Source organism: Myxococcus sp. AB056, from assembly GCF_006547365.1.
Lineage (GTDB): Bacteria > Myxococcota > Myxococcia > Myxococcales > Myxococcaceae > Myxococcus > Myxococcus virescens.
In genome coordinates, this window is sequence record NZ_VHLB01000122.1 from 1 (window position 1) to 20469 (window position 20469).

Below are 20469 nucleotides of genomic sequence, written 5' to 3' on the forward strand. Positions count from 1 at the left end.
GGGCGTCTCGTGGGCTCGGAGATGTGTATAAGAGCCAGGAGTGATGCTCCCGTCCGCAGCCGTCACGAGCCTGCCAACGCTCGAGTCGCCGCCCAGCGTCGCCACGCCTCGTCCATGCTGACTGGGAGCGACGACCTCCTATACTTCCGCCATCATGACGGAGCCGAACTGGCTGAACTGGACGCGGGAACTCCAAGCAATCGCCCAGACAGGGCTCACATTCGCGCGCGACCCTTATGACCGCCAGCGCTACGAAATGCTGCGCGCGCTCGCATCCCAAATCATGGCGGAACATACGACCGCTCCTGCCGAGCGAATCGAGTCTCTATTCGAAGGTGAAAGCGGATACGCCACCCCGAAAGTCGATGTCCGCGGAGCGGTGTTCGACGAACAAGGCCGAGTGCTCATGGTGCGGGAGATCTCCGATGGCGGGGCTTGGACGCTGCCCGGCGGCTGGGCTGACGTGAACCGGACGCCAGCGGAGAACGTCATCAAAGAAGTACGGGAGGAGAGCGGATTCGAAGTGCGTGTGCGCAAGCTCGCGGCTGTCTGGGATCGCAACCGTCAGGGGCACCCGCCTGCGGTATTCTCGTGCTGCAAATTCTTCTTTATCTGCGAGTGGGTGGGGGGAACGGCGGCGACGAGCGTGGAAACGTCGGAGGTGAGATGGTTCCGCGAAGACGAGCTGCCCGATGACATTTCTCTCGCCCGGGTGCTTCCCAGTCAGGTCCGGCGCATGTTCACGCACGCGCGCGACGCCGCGCTTCCGACCGACTTCGATTGAGCCGAGCCGCCAGCCGCTTCGAGGGCTGCGCGCTGCCACGACGGCGGCCCTTTCGGTCCAGACTCCTCCGCCTTGAGGCCTTCGACTGGCTCCACGCTGCTGGCCTTGAGGGCCGGGTAGATGAAGGCGAGATAGGTGACGACCAAGAGCTCGAAGCCCATCTTCAGGTCGCCGCGGCCACTGCCCGCGGCGATGAAGCCGGTGTTGACGCCCAGCACCAGCACCAGGAAAAGGGCTCGACCTGCGACCCGGTTCATCCCCAACGAGCGCGACCATCGCCCGACACTGGGCCCACGACACGCCCGCCGTGCACCACGAGCAGGCGCTCAGGGTGGGCGGCGACGGCCTCGGGGACGCTGCTTGCTGCAATCACGACCAGGTCTGCGCGGCAGCCGGGATGCAGTCCGTAATCGGTGATTCCGAGCACCTCCGCTGCGGAGTCGGTAACGAGCGAAGACGCGTACTTCAGGTCGTCGTCGGACATCAGCTCGGCTTGGAGCCCGATGATGGTCGCTCGTTCGAGCATGTCCGCGGTTCCATACGGCCACCAGGCGTCTCGGATGTTGTCGGAGCCGGCGAACACTCGGACGCCATGCTCGCGTAGAGCCCGCAGCGGTGGCATCGAGCGGCTGGGGCCGTTCGTCATGATGGCGACCCCGGCTGCGCCGAGAGCGGCGGCCGTTCGTGCGAGCTCGTGCTCGTCGATCTGCCCGAGCGCGTAAGCATGGCTGACCGCGACCTTACCGCTGAGCCCCAACGCCTTCGTACGTTCGGCAATGGCGCGTAGTTGTTGGGTGCCGACCTCGCCGCCGTCGTGAAGGTGGATATCAATCCCCGAGCCGTGCCGGTCGGCGAGCCCGAAGACAATGTCGAGCTGACCGTCGACGTCGCCGTCGAAACCGGCAGGGTCGAGTCCGCCGATCACGTCGGCGCCCTCCGAGAGCGCCGCATCGAGCAGGTCGGCAACCCCTTTCGCGGTGACGATGCCGCTTTGCGGGAACGCGACCAGTTGGATACCGAGCCGATCCCGAAAAGCTTCACGCACCTCGAAGAGGGCGTGCAAGCCATCGAGCTTTCCAACCGGGTCGATGTCGACATGGGAGCGGATGTGACCGGTGCCGAGGGACACCATGCGGTTGGCGAGGGCCGTGGCTCGCTGCGCGACCGAAACGCCGACTTCGTTGCGCTGAGCGCGCTCGTCCACGGTCCGCTGCCGGATTGAATCCGCCGCGCGGTGCGGCTGCCACGGCGCTCCGAAGAAGGTCTTGTCGAGATGGCAGTGGCCGTCCACCAGCGCGGGGAGCAGCAATGCGCCATCGAGTTGAATGGATGTCGCTTCGCGGTGAGCGCTCTTGCCCGTGTCCGGTCGATGTTCGTCGATCGACGCGATGCGGCCATCGCGGAGGAGGACGTCCACGCGGCGGCCGTCAGGAAGGGTTACGTTCACCAGCTCGACTGGGGTGGACGTACGGGAGGAGTCGACTGACTGACGCATCCGTAGCTCCTTATCGGTCATCCCTGATGGCGCTTCCACTCGTCGTACAGTCCGTGCTCGTCCGCCGGGCGCAGAGGCCGCAAGGCGAGGGACTGGGCTTGGGGCTCGCGGGTCAACTGCGCGTAGATCGGCGCTGTGGAGAGGCCGAAGGCTTCGCCCTCCTCGTTGGAGTAAGCGAAATAAGCGCCCTGGATTCCGCACAGGTACATGGCGGCCAGACACATCGGGCAGGGATGACCACTGGCATAGACGACGCAGCCGCTCAGGCTGGCGCTACCGAGGCTCTGGCTCGCTTTGCGAATGGCCAGAAGCTCGGCGTGGGCGGTGGGATCCTTCGTCTGATTGACCTCGTTGACCGCGCGCGCAATCACCCGACCGTCGCGCACGAGCAAGGCCCCGAAGGGACGACCACCGGACTTGACGTTGGTGCGAGCCAGGGCGATGGCCTCGCGCATGAATTCTTCGGCGGACGGCTCCATCAGCGACCTCCAGCGGCTACGAGCATCTTGGCAATCGCGTCTTGTTTGCGCTCGCGGGCGTGCTGGAGCGGCGTGACGCCGTTTCCGTCCGCCAGGTTGACGTCGGCGCCTCCATCAATCAGGAGACGAACGATCTCCTGGTGACGTGGCCCGCCGTCGCTGAGCAGGATCGCCTCGAGCAGTCCAGTCCAGCCCAGGCGGTTGACGTGGTTCGGATCGACGCCGGCTTGCAACAACGTTTTCACGACCTCCACATGGCCGCGTTCACAGGCCGGAATGAGCGCAGTGCCGCGGTAGCGGTTGGTGCTCTTCAGGTCGGCGCCGTTCTTCAAGGTCAGGCGCAGGATCTCCAGGTACCCCCGCGCTCCAGCCAGGAGGTAGGCGCTATCGAGCTGGCGGTTCTGGAGGTTCACATTCGCTCCTGCCTCGATGAGGGCGCGGGCGGCAGCCACGTGGTTCCCGTCAGTCGCCAACAAGAGCGACGTGTTGCCCGCTGAGTCTCGGGCGTCTACGGCCGCCCCCTGGCGCAGCAGCTCGGAGACCATCGCCGCATCGCCCTTCTCTGCGGCCCGCAAGAGGGCCTCGGGCGGCACGGGAGAGCCGCCGTCCCCGGCTCCCGCAGAAGCTGAGCAGGCCATCGTGAACAGCGTCATGAGCATCACCCTCCAAATGTTCGCCAGGTGCACGACTTCACCTCCTGACGAGGTGCTCTAATCCCCGGCCATCCCATGCGGAAGCGAAATGCCGGAATGATTACCAGTGGGGTTCTGAATAGTTCGGCCGAGAGCCCTTTGTGGAGACACCCGGATGATCAATCTCTTCTTGCTGCGAAGCTTCGTCGCGGTCGTTGAAACGCATGAGTGATGCGCTCGTCCGGTGGACAGGTCGCTTGAGCCCCCTTGGGGTGATCTGCCCCCGTTCTTCGGACCACCCCGGCCCCCAGGGCATCGGGCATCGACAAGCATCGGTGGACAGGTGCCCCGGCCATGCTTCTCTTGATCGCAGGGGGTGCCATGTCCTTCGAGGATCGTGTCGATGCGGGCCGGCGGCTCGCCCAATTGCTGCGCGAGCGTGGATACACGGGTGAAGGCACGCTCGTCCTGGCGTTGCCCCGCGGGGGTGTACCTGTGGCCTTTGAGGTGGCAACAGCACTGGGCGCACCGCTGGACGTCTGGGTGGTCCGCAAGGTCGGTGTGCCGGGCTACGAGGAGCTGGGCCTCGGCGCGGTCGCGGAAGGCGGTGTCGCGTTCGTCAACCGGAGGCTGATGGACGAGGTGGGCGTCACCGAGGCGGACCTGCAAGGCCTCGTCCGTCAGAAGACGGATGAAGTGAAGGTCCGGGTGGCGCGCTTCCGCCAGGGCATCGGGGCGCCTCGAATCGAAGGCCAGCGCATCATCCTGGTGGACGACGGCATCGCGACGGGAGGTACCGTCCGAGCGGCCATCCAGGCGCTCCGCATGCACCGGCCCAGCAGCATCATCCTCGCGGTCCCCGTCGCTGCATCCCAGACGCTCGCAGAGCTCGCCCCCCTGGCGGATGACATGGTGTGCGTGATTTCAACGCCGTCGCTGTATGCCATTGGCCAGTGGTACGCCGACTTCCAGCAGGTTCCAGATGAAGCGGTCGCGACGCTACTGGCACAGGCCCGGCTCATCCTCGGTCACGACCGTCACGCACCGCCCGGCGACACGGCCCACTCCTGACCGGGCGCCCCGAAGCATCAGCGAGCCACCACCACCCGGGCCGCGATATCCCGGTCTCACAGGAGCCCACCGGGCGCAGTTCATCCCGGCCTTCCGAAGGAGCCGCCGTTCCGGCGCAGGGATGCCAGCTCGAGCCCTGCCGTGCATCACGCTCCATCCCCACCCTTCACAGGAGGCCATCAGGCCCGAGCAGGAGCGAGTGATGCCCGTCTACGAGTTCTACTGCCGCAAGTGTAAGGAGCCCTTCACCGAGATCATGAGCGTCAAGGAGCACGATGAGCGAACGCCCAAGTGCCCACGCTGCCAGGAGACGAAGGAGGTGGAGAAGCGCATTTCCACCGTTCATACCGTGACCACCAAGAAGTGGCTGACGCTCTGACGGGCTTGCTCCGCGCCGCACCTGTGGCGGGGGGCCGACTCACGATGATTCCGGATACGCCGGACAGGGAGCGGAGCGCCAATGGCTCGACGCCTTCGGCCTCGGGGAAGGTGCTCACCCTCCTGCTCTGCGGAGATGTGATGACGGGCCGGGGCATCGACCAGGTCCTGCCCCACCCTGCTCCGCCGGGCCTTCACGAGGACTACCTGAAGGATGCGCGGGACTACGTCCGGCTGGCAGAGGAACGCAATGGCCCCATCCGGACGCCCGTCGGCTTCGGTGAGCTCTGGGGTGACGCGCTCGACGAGATGGAGCGAGCCGCGCCGGATGTTCGAATCATCAACCTGGAGACGAGCGTCACCACAAGCGAGGCGTGGTGGCCAGACAAGGGCATCCATTATCGCATGCACCCGGAGAACGCGGCGTGCCTTACAGCCGCCCGGATCGATTGCTGCGCGCTGGCGAACAACCACGTGCTGGACTGGGGCTATCCGGGGCTCCTCGAAACGCTGGCCACCCTCCAGCGCCTGGGCATTGCCACCGCGGGGCTCGGGGAGGACCAGGAGCGAGCACGGCGACCGGCCATCCTGGATGTGACCGGGGGCCGGGTCGCCGTGTTTTCGTTCGGTGATAGCAGCAGCGGAATCCCGCCCGTCTGGGCCGCGACGGAAGACCGGCCCGGCGTGGATCTGCTGCCAGCGCTGTCACCCACCGCAGTGCGGCAACTGGGCGAGCGCGTCGCGGACGTCAAACGCACGGGCGACATCGTCGTTGCCTCCATTCACTGGGGCGGCAACTGGGGCTATGCCGTGCCGGACGCGCAGCGGGCCTTCGCGCGAGCGCTCATCGATGAGGCCGGCGTCGACCTCATCCATGGCCACTCGTCGCACCACCCTCGCGGCATCGAGGTCCACCGGGGCCACCTCATCCTCTACGGCTGCGGAGACTTCCTGAACGACTATGAGGGAATCTCTGGCCACACGGCCTTCCGTCCAGACCTGACGCTGCTGTACCTGGCATCCATCGCCCCGGCCACTGGTCAACTGACGGGCCTCCGCATGCTCCCGATGCAGCTGCGCCAACTCCGTCCCCATCATGCTTCACGACAGGACGCTGAGTGGCTGGGCGGCGTCCTGGACCGGCAGGGGCGGAACCTTGGGACCCGCACGCGGCTGGCATCAGACGGTAGCGGTGCGCTCGTCCTTCAGTGGACGTGAGCCTCCCAGACAAGCGACGAGCGGCCTCAGGGCCCCTGGCTCCCCCGCACAGCGGCGGAACCTCCTTGGACGCGGTGAGCGCACGCCTCCGGTCCAATGCAACCGGGCCCTCAGCCTTTCAACACCGCGAGCGGCACCAGCCGCGCCACCTTCCGCGCGATGCCAGCCGCCTCGACCGCGTCCACCACCCGATCCACGTCCTTGTAGGCCAGGGGTGCTTCCTCCGCGAGCTCCGCATTGGAGGGACACTCCACGGCGATGCCCTGACGATTCAGCGCCGCGCGCAGCTCACTTCCCACCACCTGGCGTTTGGAAGCGGCCCGGCTCAGCCGCCGTCCCGCCCCATGGCAGGCGCTGCTGAGTGAGATGGCCTCGGCAGCCTCCTGCCCCACCAGCACGAACGACGCCGTGCCCATGCTTCCGGGGATGAACACCGGCTGGCCGACCTGATGGTAGGCCGCGGGCAGCTCGGGGTGCCCTGGACCGAAGGCCCGCGTCGCGCCCTTGCGGTGTACACAGAGGCGCTGGCCTCCATGCGGCTCCAACTTCGCGATGTTGTGGGCCACGTCATAGACGATGCGAGGCCACGCAGCGGAACGGTCTCCGAACCACCGGCGGAACACCTCGCGCACCCGGTGGGTGAGCACCTGCCGGTTGGCCCAGGCGAAGTTGGCCGCGGCGCACATGGCCGCGAAGTAGTCCTGCCCCTCCGCCGACGACAGCGGCGCACAGGCGAGTTGACGGTCCACGAGCTGAATGCCCTCGCGAGCCAGGGCGCGGTCCATGGTGCGCACCGCATCCGTGCAGACCTGGTGACCCAGTCCGCGCGAGCCCGTATGGATGAGCACGGTGAGCTGGCCCTCGAACAGCCCGAGCGCGGGGGCCGCCTCCGAGTCGAGGACGCGCTCCACCCGCTGCACTTCCAGGAAGTGGTTGCCGCCACCGAGCGTGCCAAGCTGGTCATGCCCCCGCTCCTGGGCCCGGACAGAGACCTTGGCTGTGTCGGCGCCATCGAGGCAGCCTCTGGCCTCCAGGTAGTCGACGTCCTCCGGTGTTCCCAGTCCCAGCACGTCCACCAGATAGGGGACGCCCTCCGTGAGGACCCGGTCCATCTGCTCGGGCGCCAACGACAGGCGGCCATGCCGGCCGAAGCCTGTGGGAATGCTCCGAGCGAGGTCGTGAGCCACCTTCGGCAGGACCTCCTTCACGTCCTCGTGCCGAAGCCCGGTCGCCAGCAATCTCACGCCGCAGTTGATATCGAACCCGATGCCGCCCGGCGAGATGACGCCATCCGGCAACGCGGTACCCGCCACGCCGCCCACGGGGAAGCCGTAGCCCTCGTGCATGTCCGGCATCCCGATGGCGAAGCCCTGGATGCCCGGCAGTGTGGTGACATTGACGAGCTGAGGCACGCTCCGGTCCTGGACCATCTGCTGGAGCAACTCCGAGTCCGCGACGATGCGGGCCGGTACCCGCATGTCCTCTCGGAAGCCCTGGCCCAGTTCATACAGGGCGGGCCCTATCTGTCGGATGAGCGGCTCGAGCTGCTGCGTGACCTCGGAATGTGTCTCCATGCTTGCCTCATGACAGGGGGGTCTCAGACATCGAGGACGACCGTGGCCGTGAAGCCGTCGTCGTGCTCGTGCAACTCCAGGCCATGGAAGGTGGCGGCCTTCACAGCGGTCTTCAGCACGAGAGGCGAGACGCCACGAATGTGGGCGCGCAGCGACCGCTCTTGGAGCTCGTCCACCACGAGGTCCGTGTAGACGCGCTTCGTCAGGTCCGAGCGGGCGATGAGCTCATTGAGCCAGTCGACGAGCAGGGCCTCGGTGTCCGCCGCCACGAGCGTGACGCGCTCCCCCGCCGATTCTGGCGAGGGCTGCGGCAACGGTGCCTCTCCGAGCATGAGCTCCGCGAGCGCATACCCGGCCTCCTCGAAGAGCTCCGGGAGTCCCGTGCCTGAGATGCGGAGTTGAACCTCACTGACGTGCGGTTCGAATTGATGCGTACCTGACTCCACGACCGCCTCCTTCCCGCGCCCGAAGTGGAGATGCTCCCATCCGACGACAACCTCGTTGACGGCTCACGAAGGCGACGGTGGCGAAGCGTCCTGCTCCTCTGTTCCCCTGGAGCGCGTTGATTGTTCGAACTCGGCCTCCGACGGCGGGCCTGTCCGCACCGGAAGTTCCAGCCGCCGCCATGCCGACATGCCGCCCAGCACGTTCGCGACCTGCTGGAAGCCGTTGCGGAGCAGGATGCTCGTGGCAAGTCCGGAGCGGTGGCCCGTGCTGCACACCACCGCGACCGGATGGTCCTCGCGCAGTCCCAGCTTGGAGAGGCACTCCTCCAGCTCTGTCACATACGCATGTCGTGCGCTCAGGATGTGGCCACGCTCGAACTCCGAGCGCTCTCGCACGTCGAGCACCTGGAAGCCCTCCAACTGGGAAAAGAGCGCCTCGGGCGTCAGCGTGCCGCTGCTCTCGATAGGCAGCCCCGCGTTGCGCCATGCCCCGAATCCCCCCGTGAGGATGCCCTCCACCTGGTCGAGGCCGACGCGGGCCAGGGCCAGCACGGCCTCCTTCGAGTCCGCGTGCGCAGGCAGGACGAGGAACAGCGGCGTGCTCGGCTGTACCATCTGTCCACTGAACACGGACAAGCCCTGCATCCAGACATTCAGCGAGCCCGGGATGTGCCCCCCAGCGAAGGACTCGGGCTCACGCACGTCCAGGACAAGGCCACTGTGACTTGCCCACTGAAAGCGTTTCGGCTCCAGGAAGGGGATGGCGGATGAATCCGCGGAGAGTGGCACGCCACCGCGGATGTTCACCTCCTCCATGCGCGAGAAATACGAAGGCCGGTGAAGCCGCTCCTGCACCTTGCGCTGGATGAAGTCGCTCCGGCTGGAGGTGAACACGGGGTTGTGCAGGCGCTCGAAGCCCAGTGTCGTCAACTCCCTGTCCGCGATGCCGCTTCCACACACCGAGCCTGCTCCGTGGGCCGGGAAGACCAGGGTCTGGTCGCCCAGGGGCAGGACCTTCTGATGGAGCGAATCAAAGAGGAGCGCGGCATTCTCGTAGACCCGCTCTGGCGCAGCCAGGTCCGTGCGCCCGGTCTCTCCAGCAAAGAGCGCGTCGCCCGTGAAGACGCCCCAAGCCTGGGCATGGTGGGGATCCAGGTAGACGGCCCAGCTCATGCTCTCTGGAGTGTGCCCCGGCGTATGAAGCGCCACCAGCGTCAAGGCCCCCAGGTGTAGCCGCTCTCGCTCGCCCATCCGCACGTCGGCATGGCCGGTGATGGGGTGCCGGCCAGCCACCACCTGCGCGCCTGCAATGCGGGCAAGCGCGGAAGTGCCCTCAACGAAGTCTTCCTGGCGGTGCGTCTGGAGCACGTAGCGCAGCCGCAACTCCTGTCGCCGCAACACGTCCAGGTAGACGTCGACATCACGCCGGGGGTCGACGACGAGCGCCTCGCCGTCACTGCCCAGGATGTAGGTGATTTGGGCAAGGCCCTCGGTCTTGATGGCCTGGAAGTACATGGCCCCTCCTCCGCTGAAGGTGGGCGCCATGACTGGAAAGAGCATCACGGGCACGATGCGTTGCCGCCTGCATGGCCCGTCGGGGGTCCGGCCAGGAGCGGAGCTTCCTTCCCCTCTTCTGAGTCGCTACCGCACGCCTGCCTGCATGAATGGCGTCCGTGGAATTTCCATCTCGCCTTCGCAACGCCGCGTGGAGGGCCGCGGGTACCTTCCGACCACGCAGCCGTCGCGTGATCGAGAAGTGCGGCTTCGCCGTCGAGGGCACGCTGTGCAACTTCGAGCCTGCGCCTACGGAGGAGCAGCGCAGCAACGGCCTCCAGTTGGCTCCACGCTCGATCATCGGCGCGCTGGTGCCCGAGGACGTACCAGGGCTGCCCTGGTACGCGGACGTGGCGCGTGCGCTCGCCGTCTTCGACTGGAGGGGCGAGCGCGTGCAGACGCTCAGGGCACCAGTTCGGCCGTGAGCGTGGATGCAGGTGATTCGAGAGTCTCTGGGACACGAAAGGATTGCGGTCCCCGCGGAAGGGACCGTCACCTGGAATGCCGCGCGCCAGCGTCAGGAGATTCTGATGCTGGAGGTGTTGTTGTTCATCGCGCCAAGGCTCGGGGCGTCGGAATTCACGGGCAGCGTGTCGCCGGAGAAGTTGTCGTGCTTGTATAGGACGACCGCCAGGCCCTGCGGCTTCACCGAGCTGATGGTGTTGTTGTCGATGCCGTACCGCTCCAGCTCGGCCTGGGTGTACTGGCCAGGAGGCAGGTCCACCTCCTTGCCATCGAACTGCTCTTTGTAGAAGAACCTGGCCCTGGGCTGCACGGGCACGGATATGACCCTGATGCTGGAGACGTTGTTGTTCAGCGGGCCCAGTTCCTCAGCGTTGGCCACCACTTCGATCTGGTCGCCGGTGAAACCATCGTTCTGGTAGAGGACAGCCTTCACGCCAGGCGGCACCTTCACCGAGCTGATGGTGTTGTTCTCGATGCCCAGCGCCTCCAACTGTGCCCGGGTGTAGTTGCCAGGCGGCAGATCGACCTGTTTACCCTCGAAGTCTTCGTTGTAAAAAACGGTAATGCTTGCCATTGCAGTTCTCCTCCCTGGAGCGGTCCTGGCCATTCGTTGCCAAAACCGCCGGAAGCATTGGGCACCGCAATCCGGAAAAGCAATCCGGCTACAGTACCGTATCCGTCTGGCCAAGGACGTGCTGAGAGGCGTTGAGTGCGGAGTCGGCGCCAAGGACCCTTGCGGGAATGTCAAAGCCGGTGGAGAAGCAGGAGTGGTTCCGGGTCGCGTGCGTACCGCTGCCCACCGCGAACTGCGCCAGCAGCACAGCGCACCCGTCCTCGTGCGACTGCACGCCTGGCTCGAAACCCAGGCATCACGCCCCCCCGCCCAAGAGTCCACTGGGCCAGGCCATTTCCTATGCTGCTGAAGCAGTGGGAGGCCCGCACCCGCTTCATGGAGAATGAGCGCATTCCTCTCGACAACAACCGCTCGGAATCGGCGCTGCGGAAGGCTGTCCTGGGCCGCAAGAATCTCCTCTTCGTCGGCCACGAGGCCGCGGGCGAAAACCTCGCGGGCCTCTACGCGCTGGTGGCCACCTGCGAGGCCAATGGCGTCAATCCCGAGGCATACCTCGCCGACGTCCTGCTGCGCGTGCAGACACATCCCAACTCACGCATCGGTGAACTGCTGCCCCACGAGTGGAAGCGGCGAAGCGTCGCCGACCCGCCCGACTCACCCCTCCAGCCCAGTCCCTGAATCCTCGCGGCGTGCGTCGACCACGGTCCTCGTCCGTCGGCAACCGCTCACGTCACGTCATTGCCCGGACGGTTGCACCGTGCCGCGCGGGTGGGCCTGGGAGCGTCAGTTCGCTCCCAGGCTCCAGCGCTGCACCAGCTCCGTCCTGCGGGACGGGTCCTTCAGCAGCTGGTTGGCCCAGTGCAGGGGGCCGGCCCGCCGCACCATCTCGAACTCGGCCGCGAGCAGGGGGATGACCCAGAGCAGGTTCACGGGCGCGCCTGGAGGCAGGGGCACGGTGGGCCCCTGTGCGATGACGAAGTGGCGCAGCCCCAGGAGCGGGTCGGAGACGACGGCGATGTCGCCCGGCGCCCAGGCCGACTGGCTGCCCTCGTTCGATTGCATCAGCGTCCCCAGCGCCGACAGGGCCAGGGCGCGCTCCGGGCTGTGCGAGTCCATCCACGCTGCCAGCTCCACATGGGCGGCACTTGAATCCCGCTTTCCGCTCGCCTGCGGCACCCAGCCGAAGCCATTGGTGACAACCGTGAAGCCGCTCTGGCCCAGGCGCGTGCGCACGAGCACCTCATGCGGGGGGAGCGCCTGCGAGGCCGGAGGTGCAATGTGGGCGATGGTGTCGCCCGGCAAGGCGCCATCCAGGGCATGGCGGAAAAGGGCCTGGTACGTATTGACGCCCACGCTCGAGGAGAACGGCTTGCCCGGTGCCGACGCTCGCGCCCAGCGGGTGAAGGGCTCCGCGGCATCCGAGAGGCGCTCGAGCATCAGGCTGGAAGGCTCGCCGGCGCGGACCCGGTAGCTCATGGTGTCTCCGCCGAATGGCTCGGGCCAGGAGCCGGGCTGCACGCCCAGCGGCACCTCCAGGACCTCATCCGCGGAGAGCGGGCGGTTCTCGCGAACCATGCGATAGGCAGCGAAGTACAGGGCCTCCCGGCCACGCGACGTCTCCCACGTGTCCCACTCCTCCGGTGCGAGGTGGAGATCCGGCAGCCCGAAGCTCTCCAAGCCGCGCAGCTGAAGGTAGCGGCTGCCCCGGCGGCGGGAGAGATCGACCCAGGCGCAGAACGGACGGTAGTCGGGGTGGGGTAGATCCCGGAGCAGCCGAGCGAAGATCCTGGCGTCCTTCACGAGCGAGCCCGCTTGGTGCAAAACCACCGCCGTGCCGTTGAGAGCAAGGCGTGAGACCAACAGCGAGAAGACGCGCATCACACCGTCCTCTGCCCACGGGTCCGGCCTGGCGCCGCCGCGCATCGGCTGCTCCTCGCCCTGACGCGGGGAGATGCCGGAAGCGAGCGTCAGGTAGCAGCCCTCCCGTGGGAGGTTCGAAAACTGCCGCAGGTCCAGGCCCTCACGGGGCAGGGGGCCGTTTCCCCTAAAGACACGCACGGTGTGCCGGCCGTTCGTGAGCCGGACTCCCTGGCCGACCTCCACGGTGAAGCCCAGCTCTGCCAGGCCCAGTCTCGAGAGCCACGCGCCTGGAGCCTCCGCAAGGCCAGGCAGGGACTCAGCGAAGAGGACCGAGGCATGAGCCAGCGGGCGGGGAGGCGAGAGTCCCGCCGGGCCCTCGGCAATGGGGATGGCGTCTGGAGAGGAGTTCACGAGAGCGGATCGGGGATCGTGCATGAGAATGAGGACACAGGGAGCCTGGCCGGGCGACGGCAGCGCCTTCGCGCGGGGGCTCATCTCTCAACGCGCCAGAGCCCTCCGTCACTCCTTGACCTCCTGAGCCGGAGTTGGGCCCCTCCGTGTGCCTGTCCCTGTCCGAGTGCGCAGGAGTCCGCGGTGCTTCGTCTATCCGCGGTCCGTAGCGACGTCGCGGGTTTCTTCCATCAGCCGGAGCAGGGGCGCCTCATGCAGGGAGTCCTTTCCCAGCCCCTTGCAGCAAGGTCTGCCCCAGTCGGCGCTCTACCTGACGCATGAGAGGGATGGTGGCGCTGTTGAGGGGGAAGGAGGGTGCAGAGGGGCCGAGGAGGGCCGCTGACGGGACCCACCTCGCACATGCCGTGGCCATGCCCAGGTGCTCCAGAATCGCCGCACCCCGGGGGCCCCTTCACGTACGCCAAGACCGCCCCTGCCGCCACACCTCACGCAGGCGAACACGTCGAAGTCGAACGTCCTCCTGAGCAACTCTGCCCGCCAGGACATCCAGGCCACGTCCGCCATCTTCCTGCGGCCCAGGCCCGGCGTCTGGGTCACTGCCACCCGGCGCTGAGGCTCAATCGTTGCAGCAGACACGGTAGGCGCCCTGATAGGGCGGCCCGTCCGTTGCCATGCAGTCATCGCCGATGGACTTCACGCCGCCACGCTCCGCACAGAACCGCGGCGCCTGCTGACGCGACATCGCACAGGCCTCCTCCCGCGTGTTGTACATCCCCCGAGCCTCGACGTAGAGGCATGGCTTCGCCGTCGGCTGTGCCGGAGCCTGCTCCAATGGCTGTTCAGACGCCGGCGGCTGTGCCGGAGCCCGCTCAGGCGGCTGCGCAGACACCGACGCCGACGTCGGCTCGGGCTTGACCTCGGGGGCGACGCTTCCGCACGCCATCATCAGCAGTCCCACGGCCACGCCCCCGAATCCCCTGATGCCCAGCTTCATGTGCCAGCCCTCCCTGTGCTCACGGTGGTGGAAACGTCGGAGCATACACGGGATTCATCGCCGGTCCTGGGCTCCTGGAAACGCTGGTGCCCAGTATCCGTGCACATGAGTGCGGCCTGTCAGCCCCGTCCACCCGAATGCAAGACAAGCAGGCCCGGTGCGCTTCGCGCCATTCGAGTTGCATCCCCCTCCCCTGTCCGGAACATCGCTCGCGGAGTAAGCGAAGACGCCGTGGAACCTCGTGAGGTTTGCCCGAGGTGGAGACACCAGGGACGCCAGGCGACGCAGCAACTCCAACCCGGTGAAGAGGTGGTGCGTGGTGCCGTCCGACTGCGGCGCTTCATCCGATAGGCGATGCGGCTGTCCTCCGCTCGTGGCAGTCGCTCCAGCGCCAGCGCACCGCGCGCCCGGTAGCGGCATCGCCGTTCAAGTCCCTGCCTGCGGCAGTGAAGACGTGAAGCCGCTGGGTGAAGGCCGCACCTCGGTGGTGTACGAGTACGTGCCGGCGCGCTTCGAGCGGCAGGTACACGCGCAGGAGGTGCTGGCGTGCGCGTGCGGCCGGGGCATCGGCACCGCCCCGCCTCCAGCCAGGGTGGTAAACAGGGGCGCGTACGACCCCGACTTCATCGCACATGTGATGACGTCGAAGTGTGCCGACGCCATGCCACTGCACCGGCGGGCCCAACGTGTTGAGCGCAGTGGCATTCCCATGAGTCGCAGCACGCTGACGGACCTCTTCCACCAAGCCGCCTCGGTGCTGCTGCCGCTGTCGCAGCACCTGCTGCAATGCACTGCAGCCGCAGACGTGGTGTGGGCGGACGAGACGCCTCTGCGCGTGCTGGACGTGCAGAAGACGCGGCTGGGCTACCTCTGGACTTTCCTCCCCCAGAGCGAAGCCTGTGAGTGGCTCATTGGTTACCGCTTCAGCATGGGCCAGGCGGGCAGGACGCCCAAGGAAGTCCTGGGAAGCACCTCGGGTGCGCTCGTGGTGGACGCATACACCGGCTACAACGCGGTGACGCGGCCCCAGGGCCGGGTGCGCGTCGGCTGCTGGGCGCATTGCCGCCGCCAATTCTTCGACGCGCTGGCCACCGCGCCCGAAGCGCGCCATGCCAAGGACCTCATCCTCGAGCTCTACCGAGTGGAGGCCCAGGCGAGCGACGCGGACGTGGTGCGCACCGTCGCCCACCGCGAGCTGCGCCAATTGCACAGCGCCCCCGTCCTCGCGCGACTGCACGTCTGGCTTGAAGAACAGACGCCGCGGCTCCCACCCAAGAGTCCGCTGGGCCAGGCCAATTCCTACGCCCTCAAGCAGTGGGCGGCCCTCACGCGCTTCGTCGAGAATGAGCGCCTGCCCCTGGACAACAACCGCGCGGAGGCGCAGAGAAAGGCCGCCCTGGGGAAGAAGAACTTTCTCTTCGTCGTCCACGAGGCCGCGCGGGAGAACCTGGCCGGTCTCTACGCGCTGGCGGCCACCTGCGAGGCAAACCAAGTCAATCCCGAGGTATACCTCGCGGACGTCCTGCTGCGCGTTCAGGGGCACCCCAGCTCCCGCATCGACGAACTGCTGCCCCAAGAGTGGAAGCGACGGAGTATCGCCGACCCGCCCAACTCACCTCTCCAGCTCCGCATCGGAACAGCTCACTCGTCGCGGCGCTCGCCGAACACGCTCCTCGTCCGCCTGCGGCCTCTCGCGCCACATCACTGGCCGGACGGTTACGGTCGGACGGCTACGCTTCTCCGGGGTGGGGAGTCCAACAATCATCTCTATGAAATGAAGATCAAACTCCGTCGATTGCGCCAACCGAGCCCCAGGTTAGATGGCCGCTGCAACGTGTGGGTTCCTCTTGCTCATCTTTTCTTGCCTTCCTTGCGAAGGGCAGACTTCTTGTTCAAAAGTGCCCTGGAAACATATGCCTTCATGGCAGGATCGGTTGTATCGCCGAAGCGCCGCACGATTTCTTCGTACGCAGCGATGGCCTCGCCCCAGTTGCTGTCCTCCTCAAGGGCAATCCCCTTGGTAAGGAGCGCTTTAGCAACCTCCTTCTTTAGGCCAAGCTCCGCAGCATCGCCAAAGTGCCGCACAACTTCGTCATAGACTGCAAGAGCCTCGGTCCGCTTGCCGTCCTCGCCAAGGTCAATTCCCTTGAAGATGAGTGCCTTGGCAACTTGCTCCCTCAAATCAGGCTCGGTGGCATTAGCAAAGCGCCGCACGACTTCGTCATAGGTGGCGATGGCATCGGCTCTCCTGTCTGCCTTGCCAAGGTCAATCCCCTTGAAAATGAGCGCCTTGGCAACTCGCTCCTTCAGGACAAACTCCGCCGCATCGCCGAAGCGCCGCACGACTTCGTCATAGGAGGCGATGGCATCAGTCGTCTTGCCATACTCACCAAGATCAACCCCCCTGTTGACGAGCGCCTTTGAAACCTGCTCCTTCAAAGCAAGCTCAGAAGCATCTCCAAAGCGGCGTATAACTTCATCATAGACAGCGACGGCATCGCCGAATTTTCCATCCGTCCCGAGATCAACCCCTTTGTTGGTGAGCGCCTTCGCAACCAGCACTTTCAGGGATGGCTCTGCAGCATCGCCAAAGCACTGCACAACTTCGTCATAGGTGGCGATGGCATCCGTCCGCCTGCCTTCCTCGCCAAGGGCAAACCCCTTGCTGACGAGCACCTTGGCTACCAACTCCTTCAGAGCAGGATTCGCCGCATCGCCGAAGCGCCGCACGACCTCGTCATAGGTGGCGATGGCGTCTGCTGTACGTCCCAGCAGTCTCAGGCATCGGCCCTTGCCATGAAGTGCCTTCGAGTAACGCAACATCCAGTCTGACTTCCAATTCACCTGAACCTGAGCATGCTTGCATAGTCGAATACGCATTTCACAGATTTCAAGCCCCATGCTCGCATTCGAGTCAACTATGCTCAGATAAATTTTTTCGAGTGCATTTTCCAGATCTACACATTGCGAATCAGAGAGGCTTGAGAATTCAATATTCAGTGCGAGCTCAACCGCATCGCGATATGTAGCACCACGCACTGCTCCGCTTACCTGTCCAAGAAGAGAGGTAGCCACCTGCACAGCCTGTGACTTTTTCTCCATCTCTTGTTTCTCCAGAGTTGCGCCGTCATTGACGCGACGGATCACAGACTTTAGTAGGTAGATGTCATCTTCGTCGGACTCTGGAGCAATAAGATTGGTAAGAAGTTTCTCGAAAAAATCCAGCGGATCCTTCGTGAGTTCGGGTTCATCGAGCCTGAATCCCTGGATCAATGCATCAAAAACCTGACGGGCAGGAAGCGTTGCTTCCTTGAACCTCAATTCTTCCGTAGTTCCAGATAGGGAGGGTACCATGCGAACAGGGTGCCCGATCGTGCTGGAACTGGTATCGACTCCTTCACTTTTTTCCAGTGTGGATTCGGTTGGAACAACAAAGCGGACATGTCCATGCTCTTTGAGCCAGCGTGGTAGTGCGTCGACATCTGCGCGCCGGTAACTAAACCAATACAGGTTATGGCGAAGCGGCTGTTTTAGCCGACGCTTGAGCGCGCCCATGACGACGTCCCCCTCCCAACCAGAGTAGCCGACGATAAGAGGAGACCGGTCAAAGAGGATGCGATCGAGCAGGTGACTCATGCTGGTACTGTCTTCGCGGTCGTCCTCCGCCCGATGCTGGATCTCGTCCTTCAGGTTGCAGCAGTCGTAGAACCAGTGAGTTCCGTGAACGTGGATGACTTGGAGGTCATCCCTTTTAGGGTCGATTCGTTGAGTCGTCTTTGGATGGTCACAGACGATTACGTCTCTGCCGAAGAGGCGCAGTGCTTTTGTCAAGAGCTCATCAAAATTCGTCGTTACGACAAGATTGGCAGGTTTCCCAGCACTGACAAGGTGGGCCAATCGAAAGTTCGATGCAGAGATTCGGACCGACTTGATTCGGTGATGAAGGAATGCTCGCCGATCCTCAGGGTGTGGGAATGCGGCTTGGAAGATCACTTCGTAGCGCTCCATTGCAGATCCAGTGATACTGGGCGGCGAGCCACCTCGCTCCAGGATCTCTGTCCGACAGAGTTCCTCGATTCCAGCAGCGAGCGGAATGGGAGGGAACGAAATTCCAGCACCGACAACGAAGCAGTATGGAGCTTGGTAGTGGGTCTGCCAGGACCGCGGCTTCGTCGCGTCAACGATTTCGTGTACGGCTTCCTGAAGAGACAGCAGTCTTGGACTCATGCTGCCATGCTACCGTTGTCTGCGGTTCTACCGCACGTTGAAGTAGCGTCGTGTACCCATGGAGAGGGTATCCCTCATTGGGCTCTCCCAAGTGGGCGCTCGCCAAGGGGCGAGCCACCGCCGGGAGCACAGGAGGACCAGGACATCCCGGGTGCCGTACCGGCGCAGCCGCTCCAGGCCTTCCCTGTCATTGGTGTGCAAGTGAAGTTGCCCCCGTTAACTGGCTCTCCCGCAGTTCATGTGGTTCCCCTTGGGAAATAGGCAGATGCGGCAGGCTGCCAACGCATAAGAGGGATAGGGCCCTGTTGAGGGGGAGGGAGGATGCAGAGGGGCCGAGGAGGGCCGCTGACGGGGCCGCCCGAGTGAGGCTCCCGTCCGGTGGACAGGCCGCTTGAGCCCCCTTGGGGTACACGCATGCCCAGACCGCGCTCCCTTCAGGTGCGTACCAGGGGCATGGACCTCTTGGCGCCGCTTGAGCTTCAACACCCCTCGGCCTGGGGTGGCCCTCGCGCCGGGGCCAACCTCGCACATCCCGTGGGCATGCCCAGGTGCTCCAGAATTGCCCGCACTCCGGGGGCTCCCTTCACGTACGCCAAGACCCCTGAGCCTGCCTCCACTCCTCACGCAGGCGAACACCTCGAAGTCGAACGTCCTCCTGAGCAACTCTGCGAAAGTCCACTCGCGGTGTGCTCTCCCATCCGCTCCTTCCTGGCCGCTGCCTCAAGCCCCGCGCTCGCCTCCTGCCCTCCTGATTGAGGGACCTGAAATGGCCGCAGTTTAGCGCCTGGAGCGAAGACGCCGTGGAACCTCGTGAGGTTTGCCCGAGGTGGAGGCACCAGGAACGCCAGGCAACGCAGCAACTCCAACCCGGTGAAGAGGTGGTGCGTGGTGCCCTCCGGCTGCGGGAGCTTCATCCGATAGACGATGCGGCTGTCCTCCGCTCGTGGCAGTCGCTCCAGCGCCAGCGCACCGCGCGCCCGGTAGCGGCATCGCTGTTCCAGTCCCTGCCTGTCATTGGCATGCAAATCCGTGTTGGCGTGCAGGGAGAAACCCTCCAGCAAGGAGCACCGCGGCTGCTTGTTGCGACGTTGCAGGGCAAACACCGCTCGCAGGAAAAGGGTAAGGACGTTCGAGAGCAGCCCCTTCTCCTTCAGCAGTACCCATCGCACCCGGTGCGGAAAGGACAACGTCCACTGACGGTAGGGCACGTGCCGCAGCACCCGCTCCACCAGGTGCACCGCCGTCACCTGCGCCCGCTTCGCGTTGCAGGAGGGGCACACCCCTCGCCCCTTGCACGAGAAGGCGACGAGCAATTCGCCCTTACAACTCTCGCAGCGCACCCGCGCGAATCCGTGCACCAGCACGCCGCACTCCAGGTACCTGGCGAAGTCCCCCTCCACGTACCGGGACGGGCCGCGCCCCACGTCGCTCGTCTCCGACAGCAGCGTGGCAAGGCTCTCTCTCACCGCCTCGTACAGCACCGTCCCCTCCGGCTGCCTCCGCCGATACGCCCCCCGCTCCTCCACCTGCCCCTCCCCAGCTCCACCTCGCCAGGGCACACGCGACCGTCAGCCTCCCACGGGCTTCTCGTGAGCCCTGCGAGACAGGGGAACTCGGGCCGCTCGCGTCCGTGAGCGGGTAGGGGCACAGACCGGCCAGGCCGCAGCACCGCGCTCTCCTACTGCCACTTCCCAGCACCCTGCCGGTCCCTAGCGTGGAACCACCACGTCCACTGCCCCCGCTGTCGTCAGCAACGTGCGCAGGTCGCTGCCATTGCGCACGTCCACTCGCCACACCATCGGCTGGTCGGCTTGCACCTCTTCGTGCGCGGGGGACTCACTTATCGGGACCCGACCGCGCCACGAGGCTGGCCTCGCGAGTAGGCTGTGTGCGTTGGTACTCCTAGACCCAAGCTTTGAGACAGCCATGCACCGAAGTCCTGGATCCATCCTCTCAACCCGAGGGGCCTCTCCGCGTCCTTTCCTCCCCGTCAACGCCCTGCTGGTGTCCGTACTGCTGGCCCTTGGCTCTGGCTGTGGCGACTCCGAGCCCGACAAGACGAATGACTGTCCGAACCCGTCCGTCGGCTGCGGCCAGCAGGACTCCGGGACACCCGACGCGGGCGACCCCGACGCCGGCAATCCCGACGCGGGCATCCCCGACGCGGGCATCCCCGACGCGGGCATCCCCGACGCGGGCGACCCTGACGCGGGCGACCTTGACGCCGGCAATCCGGACGCGGGGCATCCCGACGCTTGCAACCCCGACGCGGGCAATCCTGACGGCGGAGGCCCCCTGCCCACCGCC

Annotated in this window: 17 protein-coding genes and 4 pseudogenes; 8 read left to right on the forward strand and 13 right to left on the reverse strand. The window is 65.6% G+C overall.

Annotation, left to right across the window (positions count from 1 at the left end):
• Positions 1 to 154 precede the first annotated feature (154 nt).
• On the forward strand, positions 155 to 784 hold the full coding sequence (locus FMP39_RS33565) for an NUDIX hydrolase (RefSeq protein ID WP_141594102.1): 630 nt from the start codon (positions 155 to 157) through the stop codon (positions 782 to 784).
• Here the strand turns inward: FMP39_RS33565 and FMP39_RS38280 are convergent.
• The 4 genes and pseudogenes from FMP39_RS38280 to FMP39_RS33585 all read right to left on the reverse strand — a co-directional run.
• A pseudogene (locus FMP39_RS38280) lies at positions 724 to 924 on the reverse strand (hypothetical protein); the annotation flags it as partial. The gene FMP39_RS33565 and the pseudogene FMP39_RS38280 sit on opposite strands and share 61 nt — an antisense overlap.
• A gap of 113 nt (positions 925 to 1037) precedes the next feature.
• The gene (locus FMP39_RS33575; protein WP_228558556.1) at positions 1038 to 2279 is read right to left on the reverse strand and encodes an amidohydrolase family protein; all 1242 of its coding nucleotides are present in this window, start codon (positions 2277 to 2279) and stop codon (positions 1038 to 1040) included.
• A gap of 17 nt (positions 2280 to 2296) precedes the next feature.
• The gene (locus FMP39_RS33580) at positions 2297 to 2758 is read right to left on the reverse strand and encodes a nucleoside deaminase (RefSeq protein ID WP_141594105.1); all 462 of its coding nucleotides are present in this window, start codon (positions 2756 to 2758) and stop codon (positions 2297 to 2299) included.
• Positions 2758 to 3411 carry an ankyrin repeat domain-containing protein gene (locus tag FMP39_RS33585; protein ID WP_228558557.1) on the reverse strand — a complete coding sequence of 218 codons (654 nt, stop codon included), beginning with the start codon at positions 3409 to 3411 and terminating at the stop codon, positions 2758 to 2760. The genes FMP39_RS33580 and FMP39_RS33585 overlap by 1 nt, the downstream gene beginning before the upstream one ends.
• 360 nt (positions 3412 to 3771) lie before the next feature.
• Between FMP39_RS33585 and FMP39_RS33590 the strand changes: the two genes are divergently transcribed.
• The 3 genes from FMP39_RS33590 to FMP39_RS33600 all read left to right on the forward strand — a co-directional run bounded on the left by FMP39_RS33590 (position 3772) and on the right by FMP39_RS33600 (position 6057).
• Positions 3772 to 4461, forward strand: coding sequence for a phosphoribosyltransferase (locus FMP39_RS33590; protein WP_141594107.1), 690 nt, complete (start codon positions 3772 to 3774; stop codon positions 4459 to 4461).
• A gap of 202 nt (positions 4462 to 4663) precedes the next feature.
• The gene (locus FMP39_RS33595) at positions 4664 to 4840 is read left to right on the forward strand and encodes an FmdB family zinc ribbon protein (RefSeq protein ID WP_011555386.1); all 177 of its coding nucleotides are present in this window, start codon (positions 4664 to 4666) and stop codon (positions 4838 to 4840) included.
• Positions 4825 to 6057, forward strand: coding sequence for a CapA family protein (locus tag FMP39_RS33600; protein ID WP_228558558.1), 1233 nt, complete (start codon positions 4825 to 4827; stop codon positions 6055 to 6057). Before FMP39_RS33595 ends, FMP39_RS33600 begins: the two co-directional genes overlap by 16 nt.
• A gap of 110 nt (positions 6058 to 6167) precedes the next feature.
• Here FMP39_RS33600 and FMP39_RS33605 read toward each other — a convergent pair whose 3' ends face one another.
• The 3 genes from FMP39_RS33605 to FMP39_RS33615 all read right to left on the reverse strand — a co-directional run bounded on the left by FMP39_RS33605 (position 6168) and on the right by FMP39_RS33615 (position 9637).
• A complete protein-coding gene (locus FMP39_RS33605; protein WP_141594109.1) occupies positions 6168 to 7631 on the reverse strand; it encodes an RtcB family protein in 1464 nt (487 codons plus the stop codon).
• Between the two features lie 23 nt (positions 7632 to 7654).
• On the reverse strand, positions 7655 to 8077 hold the full coding sequence (locus FMP39_RS33610) for an archease (RefSeq protein WP_141594110.1): 423 nt from the start codon (positions 8075 to 8077) through the stop codon (positions 7655 to 7657).
• A 63-nt stretch (positions 8078 to 8140) separates the two neighbouring features.
• On the reverse strand, positions 8141 to 9637 hold the full coding sequence (locus FMP39_RS33615; RefSeq protein WP_141594111.1) for a rhodanese-like domain-containing protein: 1497 nt from the start codon (positions 9635 to 9637) through the stop codon (positions 8141 to 8143).
• Between the two features lie 185 nt (positions 9638 to 9822).
• Between FMP39_RS33615 and FMP39_RS33620 the strand changes: the two genes are divergently transcribed.
• Positions 9823 to 10056, forward strand: coding sequence for a hypothetical protein (locus FMP39_RS33620; protein WP_141594112.1), 234 nt, complete (start codon positions 9823 to 9825; stop codon positions 10054 to 10056).
• Positions 10057 to 10148: 92 nt separating this feature from the next.
• Here FMP39_RS33620 and FMP39_RS33625 read toward each other — a convergent pair whose 3' ends face one another.
• Positions 10149 to 10670 (reverse strand): beta/gamma crystallin-related protein, encoded by a 522-nt coding sequence (locus FMP39_RS33625; protein ID WP_141594113.1) that lies wholly within the window; start codon positions 10668 to 10670, stop codon positions 10149 to 10151.
• 274 nt (positions 10671 to 10944) lie between these two features.
• Between FMP39_RS33625 and FMP39_RS33630 the strand changes: the two are divergent.
• Positions 10945 to 11348, forward strand: a pseudogene (locus FMP39_RS33630) (transposase); the annotation flags it as partial.
• A 105-nt stretch (positions 11349 to 11453) separates the two neighbouring features.
• On the opposite strand, the gene FMP39_RS33635 reads toward FMP39_RS33630, so the two are convergent.
• The 3 genes from FMP39_RS33635 to FMP39_RS38745 all read right to left on the reverse strand — a co-directional run bounded on the left by FMP39_RS33635 (position 11454) and on the right by FMP39_RS38745 (position 14355).
• Positions 11454 to 12941, reverse strand: a complete 1488-nt coding sequence (locus FMP39_RS33635) for a hypothetical protein (protein WP_228558559.1) — start codon at positions 12939 to 12941, stop codon at positions 11454 to 11456.
• Positions 12942 to 13557: 616 nt separating this feature from the next.
• Entirely contained in the window at positions 13558 to 13935 is a 378-nt protein-coding gene (locus tag FMP39_RS33645) for a hypothetical protein (RefSeq protein WP_228558560.1), read from the reverse strand.
• A 54-nt stretch (positions 13936 to 13989) separates the two neighbouring features.
• Positions 13990 to 14355 carry a transposase gene (locus FMP39_RS38745; protein WP_228558561.1) on the reverse strand — a complete coding sequence of 122 codons (366 nt, stop codon included), beginning with the start codon at positions 14353 to 14355 and terminating at the stop codon, positions 13990 to 13992.
• A 67-nt stretch (positions 14356 to 14422) separates the two neighbouring features.
• On the opposite strand from FMP39_RS38745, the pseudogene FMP39_RS38290 reads away from it, so the two are divergent.
• A pseudogene (locus FMP39_RS38290) lies at positions 14423 to 15496 on the forward strand (IS66 family transposase); the annotation flags it as partial.
• 290 nt (positions 15497 to 15786) lie between these two features.
• Here FMP39_RS38290 and FMP39_RS33655 read toward each other — a convergent pair.
• Both FMP39_RS33655 and FMP39_RS33665 read right to left on the reverse strand, forming a co-directional pair.
• On the reverse strand, positions 15787 to 18162 hold the full coding sequence (locus FMP39_RS33655; protein WP_141594117.1) for a tetratricopeptide repeat protein: 2376 nt from the start codon (positions 18160 to 18162) through the stop codon (positions 15787 to 15789).
• Between the two features lie 620 nt (positions 18163 to 18782).
• A complete protein-coding gene (locus FMP39_RS33665; RefSeq protein ID WP_194858673.1) occupies positions 18783 to 19688 on the reverse strand; it encodes a transposase in 906 nt (301 codons plus the stop codon).
• A gap of 478 nt (positions 19689 to 20166) precedes the next feature.
• On the opposite strand from FMP39_RS33665, the pseudogene FMP39_RS33670 reads away from it, so the two are divergent.
• Positions 20167 to 20469: pseudogene (locus tag FMP39_RS33670) on the forward strand (hypothetical protein); the annotation flags it as partial.

What these genes read in the sequence shown, in the direction of transcription:
- FMP39_RS33565 (WP_141594102.1), top strand. Translation starts at nt 155, where the DNA reads ATGACGGAGCCGAACTGGCTGAACTGGACGCGGGAACTCCAAGCAATC.
- FMP39_RS33575 (WP_228558556.1), bottom strand. Translation starts at nt 2,279, where the DNA reads ATGCGTCAGTCAGTCGACTCCTCCCGTACGTCCACCCCAGTCGAGCTG.
- FMP39_RS33580 (WP_141594105.1), bottom strand. Translation starts at nt 2,758, where the DNA reads ATGGAGCCGTCCGCCGAAGAATTCATGCGCGAGGCCATCGCCCTGGCT.
- FMP39_RS33585 (WP_228558557.1), bottom strand. Translation starts at nt 3,411, where the DNA reads ATGACGCTGTTCACGATGGCCTGCTCAGCTTCTGCGGGAGCCGGGGAC.
- FMP39_RS33590 (WP_141594107.1), top strand. Translation starts at nt 3,772, where the DNA reads ATGTCCTTCGAGGATCGTGTCGATGCGGGCCGGCGGCTCGCCCAATTG.
- FMP39_RS33595 (WP_011555386.1), top strand. Translation starts at nt 4,664, where the DNA reads ATGCCCGTCTACGAGTTCTACTGCCGCAAGTGTAAGGAGCCCTTCACC.
- FMP39_RS33605 (WP_141594109.1), bottom strand. Translation starts at nt 7,631, where the DNA reads ATGGAGACACATTCCGAGGTCACGCAGCAGCTCGAGCCGCTCATCCGA.
- FMP39_RS33615 (WP_141594111.1), bottom strand. Translation starts at nt 9,637, where the DNA reads ATGCTCTTTCCAGTCATGGCGCCCACCTTCAGCGGAGGAGGGGCCATG.
- FMP39_RS33625 (WP_141594113.1), bottom strand. Translation starts at nt 10,670, where the DNA reads ATGGCAAGCATTACCGTTTTTTACAACGAAGACTTCGAGGGTAAACAG.
- FMP39_RS33645 (WP_228558560.1), bottom strand. Translation starts at nt 13,935, where the DNA reads ATGAAGCTGGGCATCAGGGGATTCGGGGGCGTGGCCGTGGGACTGCTG.
- FMP39_RS38745 (WP_228558561.1), bottom strand. Translation starts at nt 14,355, where the DNA reads ATGCCGCTACCGGGCGCGCGGTGCGCTGGCGCTGGAGCGACTGCCACG.
- FMP39_RS33655 (WP_141594117.1), bottom strand. Translation starts at nt 18,162, where the DNA reads ATGAGTCCAAGACTGCTGTCTCTTCAGGAAGCCGTACACGAAATCGTT.